We start from the raw sequence: 16,806 nt of genomic DNA on the forward strand, positions 1-16,806 counted from the left end.
TGGTGAGGTTATTTGGCCAGCAGTTCCCGGCGCACGATCTCGGCGCCCGCACTCAAGGCATTCAGCTTGCCGCTGGCGACCTGGCGAGGCAGGGGAGCCATGCCGCAGTTGGTCGACGGGTAGAGCTTGTCGGCATCGACAAACTGCAGCGCTTTACGCAGCGTAGCGGCCACTTCTTCCGGCGTCTCAACGGTATGATTCGCCACATCAATGGCGCCAACCATCACTTTTTTGCCGCGAATCAGTTCAAGCAGATCCATCGGGACGTGCGAGTTATGGCACTCAAGCGAGATGATATCGATAGTAGACGTTTGCAGCTTGGGAAACGCCTCTTCATATTGCCGCCACTCAGAGCCCAGCGTCTTTTTCCAGTCGGTATTGGCCTTAATGCCGTATCCATAGCAGATATGTACCGCCGTTTCACACTTAAGCCCCTCAACGGCCCTTTCCAGGGCGGCGATGCCCCAGTCATTCACCTCGTCAAAGAACACGTTAAATGCGGGCTCATCAAACTGAATAATGTCGACGCCGGCGGCCTCGAGCTCTTTGGCTTCCTGATTGAGGATCTTGGCGAATTCCCAGGCCAATTTTTCGCGGCTTTTATAATGGTTGTCATAGAGCGTGTCGATCATGGTCATCGGCCCCGGCAGGGCCCATTTAATCGGCTGCTTGGTCAGCTGGCGTAAAAATTTGGCGTCTTCAACAAAAACGGGCTTTTGGCGCGCGACCGCCCCCACGACGCTCGGCACGCTCGCCTCATAGCGATTGCGGATTTTAACCACTTCGCGTTTCTCGAAGTCGACGCCGCTGAGGTGTTCGATAAACGTCGTGACGAAGTGCTGGCGCGTTTGCTCGCCATCGCTGACGATATCGATGCCGGCCTGTTGTTGTTCAGCCAGCGACAAGCGCAGAGCGTCCTGTTTCCCTTCGATTAATTCTTCATTCTGCAATTTCCAGGGCGACCACAGGGTTTCCGGCTGGGCCAGCCAGGAAGGTTTAGGCAAGCTGCCGGCGGTCGAGGTAGGGAGCAATATTTTCATAATAGATGACCTGTATTTGAGTGAATCAAAGCGCGTAGTGAGCAGACCATTGCTCAAGAATGGGCTTGTAGGGCTTGATAAATTGCTCTTCCGTAAATTTCCCCTGCTCAATCGCTAACTGGCTACGCTCTTCGCGATCGTAAACAATCTTGGTTAATGAATGATCCTGGTTATTCAGGCTTGGCTGATAGCATTGCCCTGCCGCCGAGTTGGCATTGTAAATTTCAGGCCGATAGATTTTTTGGAAAGTCTCCATCGTGCTGATGGTGCCGATCAGCTCCAGATCGGTGTAATCGTTCAGCAAATCCCCGGGGAAATAAAACGCCAGGGGCGCGACGCTATTTTTCGGCATGAAATAGCGCACCTGCAGGCCCATTTTTTTAAAATACCGGTCGGTCAGCGACGCGCCGTCTTGCCGATACTCGTCGCCCAACACCGGATGTTGATTGCCCGTCCGATGATAGGTGTCTTTGCTGGACACGCTGAGGCAGATCACCGGCGGTTTGCTGAAATTCTCATGGTATGCGTTTGAATTGACGAAGTGCTTAAAGATATTGCCGTGCAAATCGCCGAAATCATCCGGAATGTTGAACTCCGCCGTGTTTTTATTGTGCGCCGGCAGCAAGACGCTAAAATCGTAATCGCGCACGTAAGACGAGAAGTTATTCCCGACGATGCCCTCAAGACGCTTTTGCGTTTTTTTATCAATGATGTTGGTTTTCAGGATTTCGATCACCGGGAAGCTGGCCCCCTGATCTTCAACGCGCATCTCAACCGAAATGATTTCAAGCTCGACCGAATAGCGGTCGGCCTTGGGATTATCCCAATGCGCCAACGAATTGAAGCGATTGTTAATCATCACCAGCGTGTTGCGCAGGTTCTCCCGGCGGTTTTCCCCTCTGGCCAAATTGGCGAAGTTGGTGGTGATACGCGTACTTTCAGAAGGGTTATAATCTTCATCGAAAGAACTGCTCTTAATCGTAAAGGCAAAGTCTCTATTCATGGTCTTATAGTATCCTGTTATATGATATGAAGGCTGGATTTATCCATTTATTTCAATGGGTTGTTTTTCTCTTTTTTTATTCAGCCGATTTCATATTGTCTGTCGTTAATGAGGTCTATTTTTGCCAGAGTCCCGAAGGGAGTGAAAGAGACTTAATTTCATTACTACATGAGCGGTATTCATGATCTGGCGTTCGGGCCGGTTGGCCGCCGTTGCCCTGCGGCGCAAACCGCCAACGTACGGGCCGGCAACCTGGTGCAGCCTGAAAAATTACGGGTATAATCCCCCCATGACCCCACGGCTTCAGACACGAACATGACAAAACTCACCTTACAAGAGCAGATGCTCAAAGCGGGCTTGGTAACCAGCAAGAAAATGGCCAAAGTCCAAAGAACGGCTAAAAAATCACGCGTTCAGGCCCGTGAGGCCAGAGAGGCGGTGGAAGAGAATAAAAAGGCGCAGCTTGAGCGCGATAAGCAGCTGAGCGAGCAGCAAAAGCAGGCCGCGCTGTCCAAAGAATACAAGGCGCAGGTGAAGCAGCTGATCGAGATGAACCGCATCGTCCTGGCGAAAGGCGATATCGGTTTCAACTTCACCGACGGTAACCTGATCAAGAAAATCCTGGTGGATAAGGCGACGCAGACCCAGCTGATCAATGGCCGTCTCGCCATTGCCCGCTTGGTGGTCGAGAACCGCGAAGAGTGTGAATACGCGATTATCCCCGCGAGCGTCGCCGATAAAATCGCGCAGCGCGATGCGGCCAGCATTGTGCTGCACAGCGCGCTGAGTCAGGAAGAGCAGGATGAAGACGATCCGTACGCCGACTTTAAAGTGCCCGACGATTTGATGTGGTAAGCCGCGTTCAGAACGGCGCAGCGTGACGAGCGGCGATCCGCGCTCCACTGACGGGGTGCACAAAGTCCAGCTCGCTGGCGTGCAGCATCAGCCGCGGCGTCTTTTCGGTACCCGGCAGCAGGCGCCCGCCATACAGATCGCAACCTAAAATAGGGTGGCCCAACTGCCGGCTGTGAATACGCAGCTGGTGGGTGCGCCCGGTCTCTGGGGTGAGCTGCACCCGCGTCAGCGGCAGCGAGATCCCGTCCTCCGCTTCACGATAAAAACGCTCGACGACCCGATAGCGGGAGCGGGCGGGCTTGCCGTGGAGGGCGCAAATTGACATCAGCGGGAACAGCGCCGGATCTTTGGCGATCGCCGCGTCTATGACCCCTTCGTTATCCGCCAGATGGCCGCAAAGCAACGCGCTGTACACTTTGCTGACGGTGCGTTCGCTGAACTGCCGGCAGAGCGCGGCGTTGGCGGCTTTGTTGCGGGCCACCACCATCAACCCGGACGTGCCGAAATCCAGGCGGTGCACCAGCGCGCAGCCGGGGAAGATCTGTACCAGACGGTGGTGTACCGAGTCGAGATTCTGCGGATTCTTGCCCGACAGGCTGAGCAGCCCGGCCGGCTTATTGATCAGCACCAGATGGTCGTCCTGATAGAGGATCTCTATCTGGTCATGGCATGGCGGGGCGATAAAGGTATCGGTAATCGTAGACATCGGGCGGCCGGCTGGAAGGTGGGTGCGGATGATAGCGAATTTTTCACCGAGGGGCGAATTTGACGGCGTTCATAGCGTGGATCCTCCCTCACTGATTTGAGTATTAGTCCCGCTGATGCTGGATTAGAAACATCAATTTCACCTAATGATCGCTTCCTCGTATGATGCGCGTGTTGACCGACACGCGCCCTCGTCCGGCGCCTTCTATCATTCGAGGAATCCCCATGTTAGCCGTCTTCCTGCAGGGTTTTACCCTGAGCGCCGCCATGATCCTGCCGTTGGGCCCGCAGAACGTATTCGTGATGAATCAGGGCATTCGCCGCCAGTACCATTTGATGATTGCTTCGCTGTGCGCCTTGAGCGATATCGTGCTGATCTGCGCCGGAATTTTCGGCGGCAGCGCCTTGCTGACCCGCTCACCGCTGCTACTGGCGCTGGTCACCTGGGGCGGGGTGGCGTTTCTGCTGTGGTACGGGTGGGGCGCGTTCCGTTCCGCCTTCAGCCCGCAACCGGCGCAGGAGCTGGCGCAGAGCCGCTGGCGCATCGTGGTCACCATGCTGGCGGTCACCTGGCTGAACCCGCACGTTTATCTGGATACCTTTGTGGTGCTCGGCAGTTTGGGCGGGCAGCTGACGGCGGACGTGCGCTCCTGGTTCGCGCTCGGGGCGGTCAGCGCGTCGGCGGTGTGGTTCTTCGGGCTGGCGCTGCTGGCCTCCTGGCTGGCGCCGTGGCTGAACACGCAGCGGGCGCAGCGCATCATCAACGCGCTGGTCGGGCTGGTGATGTGGGGCATCGCGCTGCAGCTGGCCTGGCAGGGGGCAAATTTATAAGAATTTGTCACTAATCCGAATTCAAAACGCCGCGCGATATGCTACGTTTGATGCCAGGAATCCGGCGGTTCTCACAGGGAAAAGCCGGCGATCAGAGACAGCCTGTCATTAAGGAGACACTGTGAAGCTAAAAGCATTGGCTATGGCCGCAATGGTCGGATTAGGGACGTTACCGATGGCGCTGCAGGCGGCTGAAGTGCCTGAAGGGCCGCACGTCGTCACCTCCGGCACCGCCAGCGTGGACGCCACGCCGGATATCGCCACCCTGGCGATCGAAGTGAGCGTTTCCTCCAAAGACGCCGCCCAGGCGAAGAAGCAGGTGGACGAGCGCGTGGCGCAGTACTTTGATTTCCTGCAGAAAAACAACATCGAGAAGAAAGACATCAGCGCCGCCAACCTGCGCACCCAGCCGGAATATGACTACCTGAAAACCGGCGAGTCGGTGCTGAAGGGCTACCGGGCGGTGCGCCAGGTGCAGGTGACCCTGCGTCAGTTGGACAAGCTGAACGAGCTGCTGGACGGCGCGCTGAAATCTGGCCTGAACGAGATCCGCGCGGTGGAGCTGGGTGTCGCCAAACCGGATGTGTATCGCGAGCAGGCGCGGCAAAAAGCGATCGAGAACGCGACTCAGCAGGCCGAATCCCTGGCCAAAGGCTTCCACGCCAAGCTGGGGCCGGTGTACAGCATTCGCTACCGGGTTGCCAACTACCAGCCGATGCCGGTGGCGCGGATGTATAAGGCGGCCGGTGCGGCGGCGGAAAGCGACGCGGCGCAAACCTATGAACAGCAAAGCATTCACTTCGACGATCAGGTGGATGTGGTGTTCGAGCTGCAGCGCAACGCCGCGCAGTAAGGTGTTCGTATTGAAGAAAAGGTTCGCTGCGGCGAACCTTTTTTCGTTTTAATCCTGACGCAGCACCTGGTGGCCGTGTTCCAGCAGCGCGTCGGTCACTTTGCGCATCATGCGGCTTTCCGGCGCGAAGCGGTGCCAGTACAGCATGCGGCGCTGGTACAGCCCCGGCGTCAGATCGATCAGTTCACCGGATGCCAGCTCCTTTTCGATCTGCAGGTGAGGGATCATACAGCAGGTGGTGCCCTGGCGTGCCAGCTGCACGAAGGCTTCCGACGAGTTCACGATGTGGCAGGGCACGCTGCCCGGCGACAGATCGAAGTTCTGCTGCAGGAACGCCTGGTGCATGTCGTCGAGATGATCGAAGGCCACCGCCGGCGCTTTCAGCAGCGCGGAGCGGGTGACGCCGCTCGGGAAGTAGCGCTCGGCGAAGCCGCTGGAGGCCACGAACAGATAGTCCAGTGCCCCCAGCCGATCCACCAGGCAGCTCGGCAGCGGCTGCGGCTGAATACTCACCGCGCCCACCACCTCACCGCGGCGCAGCCGCTCCTGGGTGCGGGTTTCATCTTCCACCTGCAGATTCAGGCGAATGGGGGAGTCCGCCAGCACCGGTTTCAGCGCCGGCAGCAGCCAGGTTGCCAGACTGTCGGCGTTGACCGCCAGCGACAGCAGCAGCGGCGTATCGACGCCGGTGTCGTTGCCCAGCCACTCTTCTTCCAGCAACTCCACCTGATGCAGCAGCGCCAGCAGCTTTTGCCCTTGTTCGGTCGGGCGCGGCGGCACGGTACGAACCAGCAACGGTTGGCCGAACAGGTTTTCCAGCTGTTTGATGCGTTGGGATACCGCCGATTGCGTGATACAGAGTTTTTGAGCGGCGCGCTCGAAGCCGCGCTCACGGATCACCGCGTCCAGCGCTTGCAGCGTACGATAGTCTGGGCGTTTCATCGGAAAGATATCCCTTAAATTAGAATGATACCGGCACTATGCCACATTTTGCGCACGGCGCAGGTGGAAAATCACGCCCCACCTCGCCGCCAAGCGGGTAAAAATGCGGGCTGCGGTAAATAAGTGTGATCCTGCCGGCGTGAAAAACAGCGTTTTACCCTATAATACGCACACGTTTTCGTACAGAGGCAAGGGACATATTATGACGCAGGATGAACTGAAAAAAGCGGTGGGCTGGGCGGCGCTGGAATACGTGACGCCGGGCACCATCGTCGGGGTCGGCACCGGCTCTACCGCCGCCCACTTTATTGACGCGCTGGGCTCCATCAAGCACCAGATCGAAGGCGCGGTGTCCAGCTCCGACGCCTCCACCGCCAAGCTGAAAAGCCTCGGCATCCACGTGTTCGACAGCAACGAAGTGGACTCGCTCGATATCTACGTGGACGGCGCGGACGAAATCAACGGCCATATGCAGATGATCAAGGGCGGCGGCGCTGCGCTGACGCGCGAGAAGATCATCGCCGCCATCGCCAAGAAATTCATCTGCATCGTCGACGTCAGCAAGCAGGTGGACGTGCTGGGCAAGTTCCCGCTGCCGGTGGAAGTGATCCCGATGGCCCGCTCTTACGTGGCGCGCGAGCTGGTGAAACTCGGTGGCCTGCCGGAGTATCGTCAGAACGTGGTGACCGACAACGGCAACGTGATCCTCGATGTGCATAACCTGAGTATCACCGACGCCATCGCGCTGGAGAACAAGATCAACGGCATCGCCGGCGTGGTGACCGTGGGGCTGTTCGCCAACCGCGGCGCGGACGTGGCGCTGGTCGGCACCCCGGAAGGCGTGAAAGTGGTCAAATAAGCCTCCGCCGTCTGTGGCCCGGTAGCGCCGGGCCGCATAATTCTTCGGTTAAAATATCTTTTCTGAAAAACGGCAAATTTGGTGACTTATGTCACATTGTGAAACCTGACTCCCCAAAGCTTCTGCCGAAAACTTTCCCTATGGCATTTTCTGCCGTAAACCGCCATCAACGCTGCGCCTTGTCCTGCCGGGCAGGCAATCGTTTGTATTGCCGCCCGCGTTATTTTTGTTATGTTGGATGGGAGCTGTGTCGTCACAGCCGCTTCTGAAGTCTGAACATAGGGTCGGGTAAATGGCAAAAGTATCATTGGAGAAAGACAGGATTAAATTCCTGTTGGTGGAAGGGGTTCATCAGAGCACGGTCGATAATTTACGTGCCGCCGGTTATACCAACATCGAATACCACAAGGGTGCGTTAGACACCGAATCGCTGAAGGCATCCATCCGCGATGCGCATTTCGTCGGCATCCGATCGCGTACGCACCTGACCGAAGAGGTGTTCGCCGCCGCAGAAAAACTGGTGGCGGTGGGCTGCTTCTGCATCGGCACCAACCAGGTTGATCTGAAAGCGGCGACCAAACGCGGTATTCCGGTCTTCAACGCCCCCTTCTCCAATACCCGATCCGTGGCCGAAATGGTGCTGGGCGAGCTGCTGTTGATGCTGCGCGGCATTCCGGCCGCCAACGCCAAGGCGCACCGCGGCGTGTGGCACAAATTGGCCGTGGGCTCCTATGAGGCGCGCGGTAAAAAGCTGGGCATCATCGGCTACGGCCACATTGGCACCCAGCTGGGCATTCTGGCCGAAGGGCTGGGCATGAAGGTGTTCTTCTACGATATCGAGAACAAGCTGCCGCTGGGCAACGCGCAGCAGGTGCGCCATCTGTCCGATCTGCTCAATATGAGCGACGTGGTGACGCTGCACGTGCCGGAAACGCCGGCCACCAAGAACATGATGGGGGCGGAAGAGCTGGCGCTGATGAAGCCAGGTGCCATTCTGATCAACGCCTCGCGCGGCACCGTGGTGGATATTCCCGCGCTGTGCGATACGCTGGCCAGCAATCACCTGGCGGGCGCGGCGATCGACGTCTTCCCGGAAGAGCCGGCAACCAACAGCGATCCGTTCAACTCGCCGCTGTGTGAGTTCGACAACGTGCTGCTGACGCCGCACATCGGCGGCTCCACTCAGGAAGCGCAGGAGAACATCGGCGATGAAGTGGCCGGCAAGCTGGCGAAATATTCCGACAACGGCTCGACCCTGTCCGCCGTCAACTTCCCGGAAGTGTCGCTGCCGGCGCATGGCCCGAATGCCAGCCGCCTGCTGCACATCCACGAAAACCGCCCGGGCGTGCTGACGCAGATTAACCAGATCTTCGCTGAAGAGGGGGTTAACATCGCCGCGCAGTATCTGCAAACCGGCCCGGAAATCGGCTACGTGGTGATCGACATCGAAGCGGAAACCGCGCGCGCCGATGCCGCGCTGCAGCGTATGAAGGCCATCGACGGCACCATTCGCGCCCGTCTGCTGTTCTGATTAGGCGGCATGCCGCAACGAAAAAGGCCGGAGCGATCCGGCCTTTTGCTATTTAGGTTCGTGCCAGGCCCAGTTGCAGAGCGGGGTGAGGATTTCCGGCAGCGGGATATCCCAGTGCTCGGTCGGCAGGTGCTCCACCTGCTGGCAATCATGGGCCAGCCCGATGGGATAGGGGCCGCCGCTGCGCCAGTTTTGCAGGGTGCGATCGTAAAAACCGCCCCCCATACCCAGACGCTGCCCGGTATGATCGAATGCCACCAGCGGCGTCAGCACGACGTCCAGCTCGCCCAGCGGCAACACCTGGCGCACATCGAGGCGCGGTTCGAGAATATTGAAGCGATTGCGCACCAGCGGCGTTTCCGGCGCATAGCGCAGGAACAGCAGGTGGCCCGGGTTGAACGGGTGCAGCACCGGCAGGTAAACCCGTTTTCCGAGCGTCCACAGCTGCTCGATCAGCGGCCCGGTGTCGAGTTCACCGTCAAACGACAGGAATACCGCGATGCTGTGCGCCGCCTTAATGTGCGCATGCGCGACGACGCGCTCGGCTATTTTTTCTGCGGCAAAGCGTTGCTGGCTCAGCGTAAGCTCGCGCCGACGTTGGCGAATGAGTTGACGAATGGCTTGGCGCTGCTGCGCGAATTGGGGTTGAAAAGGCATCGTATCAGGCTTGCTCAGTGTGGCGTTCGGCACACATAAACCGCTGAGAAGGGGAATCTCCGAGATGCCGTCGCAGGCTGTAACCCTTGAACCCATGGTTCAAGGTGAACGTGCCGTCGCAATCTTAAGGCTTCTCGGCGCACCGAGCGTGCTCACCGATCGCGGAGCAACACATTCTGTTTGTACTAAATATCGGCTCAGGGGACTGGCCCGCTGGCGAACATCTCAGAGAAATTTTGTACTCGTTGCCGAAACTTTGATTTCAACAACTTAAGTTATTCGAATTGTGCATCCTGACGTTCAGAGATGCGACCTTGTTCAAGCAGCGCTTGTTCAATGGTCTGCTGCAGCATCCGTATGCGTTGTTCCATATTGGACGCATAGTCACGGGTTTTCAACCGTTCTTGAGCAAGTTCGTGACAGACGTTCAATGCCGCGATGAAAACCAGTTGCTCAGTATTGGAGACTCTAGTGCGAACTTTAAGATCTTGCAACCGTTGGTTAAGATCGTCCGCCGCCATATTCAACGCATCTTGTTGTTCTGGCGGGCAATTGACTCTTAACGAGCGGCCAAAAATTTGAATATCTACCGGTTGTGCAGACATGCCACCTTCCTGCCTAAATTTCGCGCCAGCCTTGTCCGCCCTGGCCGGGCCGTCAAAGCGGGCGCCACTATATATACCTCGGTACCAAGATACAACCCCTTTTTCAGTACCTGGTTGTAATCTACTGTGGCGCACATTGCCAGTCAAAAAAGGGTTTCAAAATGCGTATTTACCGCACTTTCGCCACCCGACGGCGCCGTGTGAAACCTGCCACATCGCGATTATAACTAGCCACTGAGGTGTCGCGCTTATCTGGTATAGCGACGGACCTTGGTGGTAGCATAACACGAACTTATCCTGCCAACGATGGCGAATGCGCATGTCTATACAGAATACATTTCCAAGTTACCAATCTTTGACCGTGGCCCTCAACCAGCAGTCGGTGGCGCTGACCGCGGCAGAAATGCATGGCCTGATCAGCGGCCTGTTGTGCGGCGGCAGCCGTGATGCCGGCTGGCAGGCGCTGGTGCACGATCTGACCAACGAAGGCGTCGCCTTCCCGCAGGCGCTCAGCCAACCGCTGCAACAGCTGTATGAAGTGACGCGCGAAACGCTCGAAGACGACGAATTCCTGTTCCAACTGATGCTGCCGGAAGGGGAGATCGTCAGCGTGTTCGATCGCGCCGATGCGCTGGCCGGTTGGGTCAACCACTTCCTGCTCGGGCTGGGGATGATGCAGCCGAAGCTGGCCCAGGTGAAAGACGAAGTCGGGGAAGCGATCGACGATCTGCGCAACATCGCGCAGCTGGGCTACGACGAAGACGAAGATCAGGAAGAATTGGAGCAGTCGCTGGAAGAAGTGGCGGAGTATGTGCGGGTCGCCGCCATCATGTGCCACGGCGAATTCACCCGTCACAAGCCAACGGCGCCGGAAAACATCAAACCGACGTTGCACTAAACGTTCTATCGCCCCTCCGCCGGCGGTGCGGATGGCATGATTTCAGGAGAAGGTAATGACTCAGCAGGAATTCAACAACCGCCGTCAGGCGCTGTTGGCGAAAATGGCGCCGGCCAGCGCGGCGGTTATTTTCTCTGCGCCGGAAACGACGCGCAGTGCAGATTCAGACTATCCCTATCGGCAGAACAGCGACTTTTGGTACCTGACCGGCTTCAATGAACCGGAAGCGGTGCTGGTGCTGATCAAAAGCGATGAAACGCACAATCACAGCGTGCTGTTCAACCGGGTGCGCGATCTGACGGCGGAAATCTGGTTTGGCCGCCGCCTGGGGCAAGACGCCGCGCCGGCGAAGCTGGGCGTGGATCGCGCGCTGCCGTTCAATGAAATCAATGACCAGCTGCACCTGCTGCTCAACGGCCTGGACGTGGTCTACCACGCGCAGGGCGAATACGCGTATGCCGATCAGATCCTGTTCGGCGCGTTGGACAAGCTGCGCAAGGGGTTCCGCCAGAATCTGCAGGCGCCGGCCACCGTGACCGACTGGCGGCCGTGGCTGCACGACATGCGCCTGTTCAAATCGCCGGAAGAGCTGGCTGTGATGCGCCGCGCCGGTGAGATCAGCGCGTTGGCGCATACCCGCGCGATGGAAAAATGCCGCCCTGGCATGTTCGAATACCAGCTGGAAGCGGAAATTCACCATGAATTCATCCGCCTCGGCGCCCGCTACCCGTCTTACAACACCATCGTCGGCAGCGGCGAAAACGGCTGCATCTTGCACTACACCGAGAACGAGAGTCAGATGCGCGACGGCGATTTGGTGCTGATCGACGCCGGCTGCGAGTATCAGGGGTACGCCGGCGATATTACCCGCACCTTCCCGGTTAACGGCAAGTTCAGCAAGCCGCAGCGCGCGGTGTACGACATTGTGCTGGCGTCGCTGCTGCGCGCTTTGGCATTGTTCAAACCCGGCACCAGCATCCGTGAAGTCAACGACGAAGTGGTGCGCATCATGGTGGTCGGGCTGGTGGAACTGGGCGTCTTGAAAGGTGAAGTCGACCAGCTGCTCGCCGAACAGGCACACCGGCAGTTCTTCATGCACGGGCTGAGCCACTGGCTGGGTCTCGACGTGCACGACGTCGGCCACTACGGCACGCCGAGCCGCGATCGGCTGCTGGAGCCGGGCATGGTGCTGACCGTGGAACCGGGGCTGTATATTGCGCCGGATGCGGACGTGCCGGCGGAATACCGCGGCATCGGCATCCGCATCGAGGACGACATCGTGATCACCGCCGACGGCAACGAAAACCTGACCGCCGCCGTGGTGAAAGACGCCGATGCCATCGAGGCTTTGATGGCGGCGGCAAGGTAACGGAATGAGCGTAATTATCGTTGGTGGCGGTATGGCGGGCGCGACGCTTGCGCTGGCTATCTCGTCGCTTACTCAGGGAAGAATGGCCGTAGATTTGGTCGAGGCGACTCGGCCGGATGACCGCAGCCACCCAGGCTTTGACGCCCGCGCCATCGCATTGGCGCAGGGCACCTGTCAACAGCTGGCGCGCATCGGCGTTTGGCCGGCGCTGCGCGACTGCGCCACGCCGATCACTCAGGTGCACGTCAGCGATCGCGGCCACGCCGGTTTCGTGAATCTGCAGGCGCAGGATTATCAGGTCGATGCGCTTGGCCAGGTGATCGAACTGCACGACGCCGGGCAGCGGCTGTTCGCGCTGCTGGCGAAGGCGCCGGGCGTTACGCTGCATTGCCCCGCGCGGGTGGTGGACGTGATTCGCACCGCAGAGCGGGCAGAGGTGCTGCTGGATAACGGTCAGCGCCTGTGCGGGCAGCTGCTGGTGGCGGCCGACGGTTCACGTTCGGCGCTGGCGCAGGCCTGCAACGTGCAGTGGCGGCAAGAGGAGTATCCGCAGTTCGCCACCATCGCCAATGTCACCACGGCGGAAGATCCGCAGGGGCGCGCCTTCGAGCGTTTTACCCGCTACGGGCCGCTGGCGCTGCTGCCGATGTCGCAGGGGCGCAGTTCGCTGGTGTGGTGCCATGCGCGCGAAGATCGCGCCCGGGTGGATGCCTGGGACGACGAGCGTTTTATCGCCGAGCTGCAACAGGCCTTCGGCTGGCGGCTGGGGCGTATCCTCAAGGCCGGTAAACGGCACAGTTATCCGCTCAGCCTGCTGACCGCCGATCGCCATGTCAGCCATCGTCTGGCGCTGGTGGGCAACGCGGCGCAGACGCTGCACCCGATCGCCGGGCAGGGGTTCAACCTCGGCCTGCGCGACGTGATGTCGCTGGCGGAAACGCTGGCGGAAGCGGTAGACAGCGGCGAAGACGCCGGCGGTTATGCGCTGCTGAGTCGCTATCAGCAGCGGCGGCAAAACGATCAGCAGGCGACGATCGGCGTGACCGACGGATTGATCCGCCTGTTCGCCAACCGTTATGCCCCGCTGGTGGTCGGCCGTAATCTGGGGCTGATGGCGATGGAGCGTTTGCCGGCGGTGCGCGACGCCTTCGCCAAGCGCACGCTGGGCTGGGTAGAACGTTAGACACAGAATCGGGCGCCCTGTGGCGCGCCCAAAACGCGGCGCGGCAAGGCGTCGCGCGTCATTTAAGGAAATCGAGCAGCATGCAATCATTTGACGTGATTATCGCCGGTGGCGGTATGGTGGGGCTGGCGTTGGCCTGCGGCCTGCAGGGCAGCGGGCTGCGCGTGGCGGTGCTGGAGCAGCGTCAGCCGGACATGGTGCCGCCGTTGGAGCAGCCTGCGCTGCGCGTCTCCGCCATCAATGCCGCCAGCGAGCGTTTGCTGCAGCACATCGGCGTGTGGGACGACATTCTCCAGCTGCGCGCCAGCGCTTACAACGCGATGGAAGTGTGGGAGCGCGACAGCTTTGGCAAAATCGCCTTCCGCGGCGACGAGTGCGGCTTCAGCCATCTCGGCCACATCATCGAAAACGCGGTGATCCAGCAGGCACTGTGGAAACGCGCCGAAAGCCTGTCGGACATCACGCTGATTACCCCGGCCGCGCTCAAGCAGGTGGCGTGGGGCGAGAACGATGCCTTTGTCACGCTGGAGGACGGGCGCATGCTGACCGCCCGTCTGGTGATCGGCGCCGACGGCGCCCAGTCGTGGCTGCGCCAGCATGCCGATATCCCGCTCACTTTCTGGGATTACCGCCACCATGCGCTGGTGGCCACCATTCGCACCGAAGAACCGCATCAGGCGACGGCGCGGCAAATTTTCCACGGCGACGGCATTCTGGCGTTCCTGCCGTTCAGCGATCCGCATTTGAGCTCCATCGTCTGGTCGGTGACGCCGGAAGACGCCGAGCGGCTCAAACAGCTTGAGCCGGAGCAGTTCAACCGCGAGCTGGCGATGGCCTTCGATATGCGTCTGGGCGCCTGCAGCCTGGAAAGCGAGCGGTTGACGTTCCCGCTGACCGGCCGCTATGCGCGCAGCTTCGCCGCGCACCGCCTGGCGCTGGTGGGCGATGCGGCGCATACCGTGCATCCGCTGGCCGGGCAGGGCGTGAACCTGGGCTTTATGGACGCCGCCGAGCTGATTGCCGAACTGCGCCGCCTGCAGCGGCAGGGCAAGGATATCGGCCAGCACCTCTATCTGCGCCGCTATGAGCGCCGCCGCAAACATGGCGCGGCGGTGATGCTGGCCAGCATGCAGGGTTTCCGCGAACTGTTCGACGGCAACCACCCGGCCAAAAAGCTGCTGCGCGACGTGGGGCTGCGGCTGGCGGACAGCCTGCCGGGCGTCAAGCCAAAGCTGGTGCGTCAGGCAATGGGCCTGAACGATCTGCCCGAGTGGCTTGCCTGACACCTGCCTTCTGCGAGCCCCCAGCGGGCTCGCGCTTCTCGCCTTATGCCATCGTTTTTCCTTATATAACCCTTCATTTGAAATAATCTAATTTCAGCCGCTTTTTATCATTACTTTTTCTAATTCCATGTTCGGTTATCAAAAGTCGGAATCTCATGTGCGGCCGTCGGTTTGTTATATAACTTCGGAGTTTTGCCGCTTTAATTGTTAATTTTGTGCCTTAAAGCGCATTTTTCCAGTGAAAAACTCTGCACACTAGCCCGGCATTTTACCGCCCTGGAACGGCGATGAGCCTATTTTAACTTATGGTTAATGTGGTCGTTCGGTGATAAGTTCGAGGGAAAGGTATCGTTTGCGTCACGGCGGTTGCACGCAGTTTCCGCCCGTCCCGGCGCAGCATTTGTGTTGAGCAGTCAGTGCGCCATGGCGATCGGGCCGCGAGCCAGGCTCCGCCGCATTGCGTGGCAGCACCCTAACTTCTAGCGATGAGTGGAAAGAGGGAAAAGATGGCAAAGCAAACCCCACTGTACGACCAGCACGTGGCGTGCGGTGCGCGCATGGTAGACTTTCACGGCTGGATGATGCCGCTGCACTACGGCTCGCAGCTCGATGAGCACCACGCGGTGCGTCAGGATGCCGGCATGTTCGACGTGTCTCACATGACCATCGTCGATCTGCACGGCGCCCGCACCCGCGAGTTCCTGCGCTACCTGCTGGCGAACGACGTCGCCAAACTGACCCAACCCGGCAAGGCGCTGTACACCGGCATGCTGAATGCCTCCGGCGGCGTGATCGACGACCTGATCGTTTATTTCCTCACTGAAGACTATTTCCGCCTGGTGGTGAACTCCGCCACGCGCGACAAAGACCTGGCCTGGATCGAAGAGCACGCTGCGCCGTATGGCGTAGCGCTGACGGTGCGCGACGATCTGGCGCTGATCGCGGTGCAGGGCCCGCAGGCCAAAGAGCGTGCCGGTACCCTGTTCACCCCGGAACAAAAAAGTGCGGTCGAAGGCATGAAGCCGTTCTTCGGCGTGCAGGCCGGCGAGCTGTTCATCGCCACCACCGGTTACACCGGCGAGGCCGGCTACGAGATCGCGCTGCCGAAAGAGCAGGCGGCGGATTTCTGGCAAAAATTGCTGGCCGCGGGCGTCAAGCCGGCCGGTCTGGGCGCGCGCGACACGCTGCGTCTGGAAGCGGGCATGAACCTCTACGGGCAAGAGATGGACGAAGGCGTTTCGCCGCTGGCCGCCAACATGGGCTGGACCATCGCTTGGCAGCCGGAAGATCGCCGTTTCATCGGCCGCGAAGCGCTGGAACAACAGCGCGAGCAGGGCACCGAGCAACTGGTCGGCTTGATCATGACGGAAAAAGGCGTATTACGTAATGAGCTGCCGGTGCGTTTCACCGACGCGGCGGGGCAAACTCACGAAGGCGTGATCACCAGCGGTTCGTTCTCTCCGACGCTGGGCTTCAGCATCGCGCTGGCGCGCGTGCCGGCAGGTATCGGCGAGCAGGCCATCGTGCAGATCCGCAACCGTGAAATGCCGGTCAAAGTGACCAAGCCCGGTTTCGTTCGCGCCGGCAAGCCGCTGACAAATTGATTGTTATTGATTCTTCCCTAGGGATTTCGCGCTGCGGCTAGGCGGCAAGTGCGCGAGTCTTCGGGAGCTTACTGCGGTAAGTGACCGAGGTGAACGTACGCAGCCAACAACGCTGCAGTGTGAAAGATGACGGGAAATTATTTCTTCGAAGGAGTAATCGGCTATGAGCAATGTGCCAACAGAATTGAAATACGCATCCTCCCACGAGTGGGTTCGTTCAGAAGGTAACGGCGTTTACACCGTAGGCATCACCGAACACGCGCAGGGACTGCTGGGCGATATGGTGTTTGTCGATCTGCCGGAAGTGGGCCGCAACGTCGCCGCCGGTGAAGATTGCGCCGTGGCGGAGTCCGTCAAGGCGGCGTCGGACATTTACGCGCCGATCAGCGGCGAAATCGTGGCGGTGAACGGCGAGCTGGAAAGCTCTCCGGAGCTGGTGAACAGCGAGCCCTACGGTGACGGCTTCCTGTTCCAGATTAAAGCCGCCGACGAAGGCGAGCTGGCGAACCTGCTGGACGCCGCGGCTTATCAGGCCTCGATCGACGAGTAATCGTGACCACGCCCCAGGCCTGTTGGCCGGGGCGTTTT

The 16,806-nt window shown here is 59.5% G+C and carries 17 protein-coding genes and 1 other RNA gene; 11 read left to right on the forward strand and 7 right to left on the reverse strand.

Annotated elements, in window-relative coordinates; translation table 11 throughout:
- Positions 1-8: 8 nt before the first annotated feature.
- Both HMPREF3138_RS11820 and HMPREF3138_RS11825 read right to left on the reverse strand, forming a co-directional pair.
- On the reverse strand, positions 9-1,040 hold the full coding sequence (locus HMPREF3138_RS11820; protein WP_033649411.1) for a methionine synthase: 1,032 nt from the start codon (positions 1,038-1,040) through the stop codon (positions 9-11).
- A 25-nt stretch (positions 1,041-1,065) separates the two neighbouring features.
- Positions 1,066-2,043, reverse strand: coding sequence for a DUF1852 domain-containing protein (locus HMPREF3138_RS11825; RefSeq protein WP_038871142.1), 978 nt, complete (start codon positions 2,041-2,043; stop codon positions 1,066-1,068).
- Between the two features lie 315 nt (positions 2,044-2,358).
- Here HMPREF3138_RS11825 and HMPREF3138_RS11830 point away from each other — a divergent pair, with 315 nt between their 5' ends.
- Positions 2,359-2,898: a DUF2058 domain-containing protein gene (locus HMPREF3138_RS11830; RefSeq protein ID WP_025160208.1), complete on the forward strand. Its 540-nt coding sequence runs from the start codon at positions 2,359-2,361 to the stop codon at positions 2,896-2,898.
- 7 nt (positions 2,899-2,905) lie between these two features.
- Here HMPREF3138_RS11830 and HMPREF3138_RS11835 read toward each other — a convergent pair whose 3' ends face one another.
- Positions 2,906-3,604 (reverse strand): RluA family pseudouridine synthase, encoded by a 699-nt coding sequence (locus HMPREF3138_RS11835; protein ID WP_038871145.1) that lies wholly within the window; start codon positions 3,602-3,604, stop codon positions 2,906-2,908.
- Between the two features lie 224 nt (positions 3,605-3,828).
- Here HMPREF3138_RS11835 and argO point away from each other — a divergent pair, with 224 nt between their 5' ends.
- Complete coding sequence (gene argO / locus HMPREF3138_RS11840) at positions 3,829-4,434, forward strand: arginine exporter ArgO (RefSeq protein ID WP_038871148.1); 606 nt, start codon at positions 3,829-3,831, stop codon at positions 4,432-4,434.
- 121 nt (positions 4,435-4,555) lie between these two features.
- Positions 4,556-5,287, forward strand: a complete 732-nt coding sequence (locus tag HMPREF3138_RS11845) for an oxidative stress defense protein (RefSeq protein WP_025160209.1) — start codon at positions 4,556-4,558, stop codon at positions 5,285-5,287.
- A gap of 48 nt (positions 5,288-5,335) precedes the next feature.
- Here the strand turns inward: HMPREF3138_RS11845 and HMPREF3138_RS11850 are convergent, their stop codons facing one another.
- The gene (locus HMPREF3138_RS11850) at positions 5,336-6,229 is read right to left on the reverse strand and encodes a LysR family transcriptional regulator ArgP (RefSeq protein ID WP_038871151.1); all 894 of its coding nucleotides are present in this window, start codon (positions 6,227-6,229) and stop codon (positions 5,336-5,338) included.
- 202 nt (positions 6,230-6,431) lie between these two features.
- On the opposite strand from HMPREF3138_RS11850, the gene rpiA reads away from it, so the two are divergent.
- Together rpiA and serA are read left to right on the forward strand one after the other, a co-directional pair.
- Positions 6,432-7,088, forward strand: a complete 657-nt coding sequence (gene rpiA / locus HMPREF3138_RS11855; protein ID WP_038871153.1) for a ribose-5-phosphate isomerase RpiA — start codon at positions 6,432-6,434, stop codon at positions 7,086-7,088.
- A 292-nt stretch (positions 7,089-7,380) separates the two neighbouring features.
- Entirely contained in the window at positions 7,381-8,619 is a 1,239-nt protein-coding gene (serA, locus tag HMPREF3138_RS11860; RefSeq protein WP_038871155.1) for a phosphoglycerate dehydrogenase, read from the forward strand.
- Positions 8,620-8,667: 48 nt separating this feature from the next.
- On the opposite strand, the gene HMPREF3138_RS11865 is transcribed toward serA, so the two are convergent.
- The 3 genes from HMPREF3138_RS11865 to zapA all read right to left on the reverse strand — a co-directional run bounded on the left by HMPREF3138_RS11865 (position 8,668) and on the right by zapA (position 9,881).
- Positions 8,668-9,276 carry a 5-formyltetrahydrofolate cyclo-ligase gene (locus HMPREF3138_RS11865; protein WP_038871160.1) on the reverse strand — a complete coding sequence of 203 codons (609 nt, stop codon included), beginning with the start codon at positions 9,274-9,276 and terminating at the stop codon, positions 8,668-8,670.
- A 52-nt stretch (positions 9,277-9,328) separates the two neighbouring features.
- Positions 9,329-9,511: non-coding RNA, 6S RNA (ssrS, locus tag HMPREF3138_RS11870), on the reverse strand.
- Between the two features lie 40 nt (positions 9,512-9,551).
- On the reverse strand, positions 9,552-9,881 hold the full coding sequence (gene zapA / locus HMPREF3138_RS11875) for a cell division protein ZapA (RefSeq protein WP_004931621.1): 330 nt from the start codon (positions 9,879-9,881) through the stop codon (positions 9,552-9,554).
- A 319-nt stretch (positions 9,882-10,200) separates the two neighbouring features.
- Here zapA and HMPREF3138_RS11880 point away from each other — a divergent pair, with 319 nt between their 5' ends.
- The 6 genes from HMPREF3138_RS11880 (at position 10,201) to gcvH (ending at position 16,768) form a co-directional block, all read left to right on the forward strand.
- Positions 10,201-10,779, forward strand: a complete 579-nt coding sequence (locus HMPREF3138_RS11880) for a YecA/YgfB family protein (protein WP_038871164.1) — start codon at positions 10,201-10,203, stop codon at positions 10,777-10,779.
- Positions 10,780-10,834: 55 nt separating this feature from the next.
- Complete coding sequence (gene pepP, locus HMPREF3138_RS11885) at positions 10,835-12,148, forward strand: Xaa-Pro aminopeptidase (RefSeq protein ID WP_038871167.1); 1,314 nt, start codon at positions 10,835-10,837, stop codon at positions 12,146-12,148.
- 4 nt (positions 12,149-12,152) lie between these two features.
- Positions 12,153-13,331 carry a 2-octaprenyl-6-methoxyphenyl hydroxylase gene (gene ubiH / locus HMPREF3138_RS11890; protein ID WP_038871170.1) on the forward strand — a complete coding sequence of 393 codons (1,179 nt, stop codon included), beginning with the start codon at positions 12,153-12,155 and terminating at the stop codon, positions 13,329-13,331.
- A gap of 80 nt (positions 13,332-13,411) precedes the next feature.
- Positions 13,412-14,614: an FAD-dependent 2-octaprenylphenol hydroxylase gene (gene ubiI / locus HMPREF3138_RS11895; RefSeq protein WP_038871173.1), complete on the forward strand. Its 1,203-nt coding sequence runs from the start codon at positions 13,412-13,414 to the stop codon at positions 14,612-14,614.
- A gap of 506 nt (positions 14,615-15,120) precedes the next feature.
- The gene (gene gcvT, locus HMPREF3138_RS11900; protein WP_004931631.1) at positions 15,121-16,218 is read left to right on the forward strand and encodes a glycine cleavage system aminomethyltransferase GcvT; all 1,098 of its coding nucleotides are present in this window, start codon (positions 15,121-15,123) and stop codon (positions 16,216-16,218) included.
- A gap of 163 nt (positions 16,219-16,381) precedes the next feature.
- Positions 16,382-16,768, forward strand: a complete 387-nt coding sequence (gene gcvH / locus HMPREF3138_RS11905; RefSeq protein ID WP_038871176.1) for a glycine cleavage system protein GcvH — start codon at positions 16,382-16,384, stop codon at positions 16,766-16,768.
- Positions 16,769-16,806: the final 38 nt, after the last annotated feature.

Source organism: Serratia sp. HMSC15F11 (assembly GCF_001808215.1).
Taxonomy (GTDB): domain Bacteria; phylum Pseudomonadota; class Gammaproteobacteria; order Enterobacterales; family Enterobacteriaceae; genus Serratia; species Serratia nevei.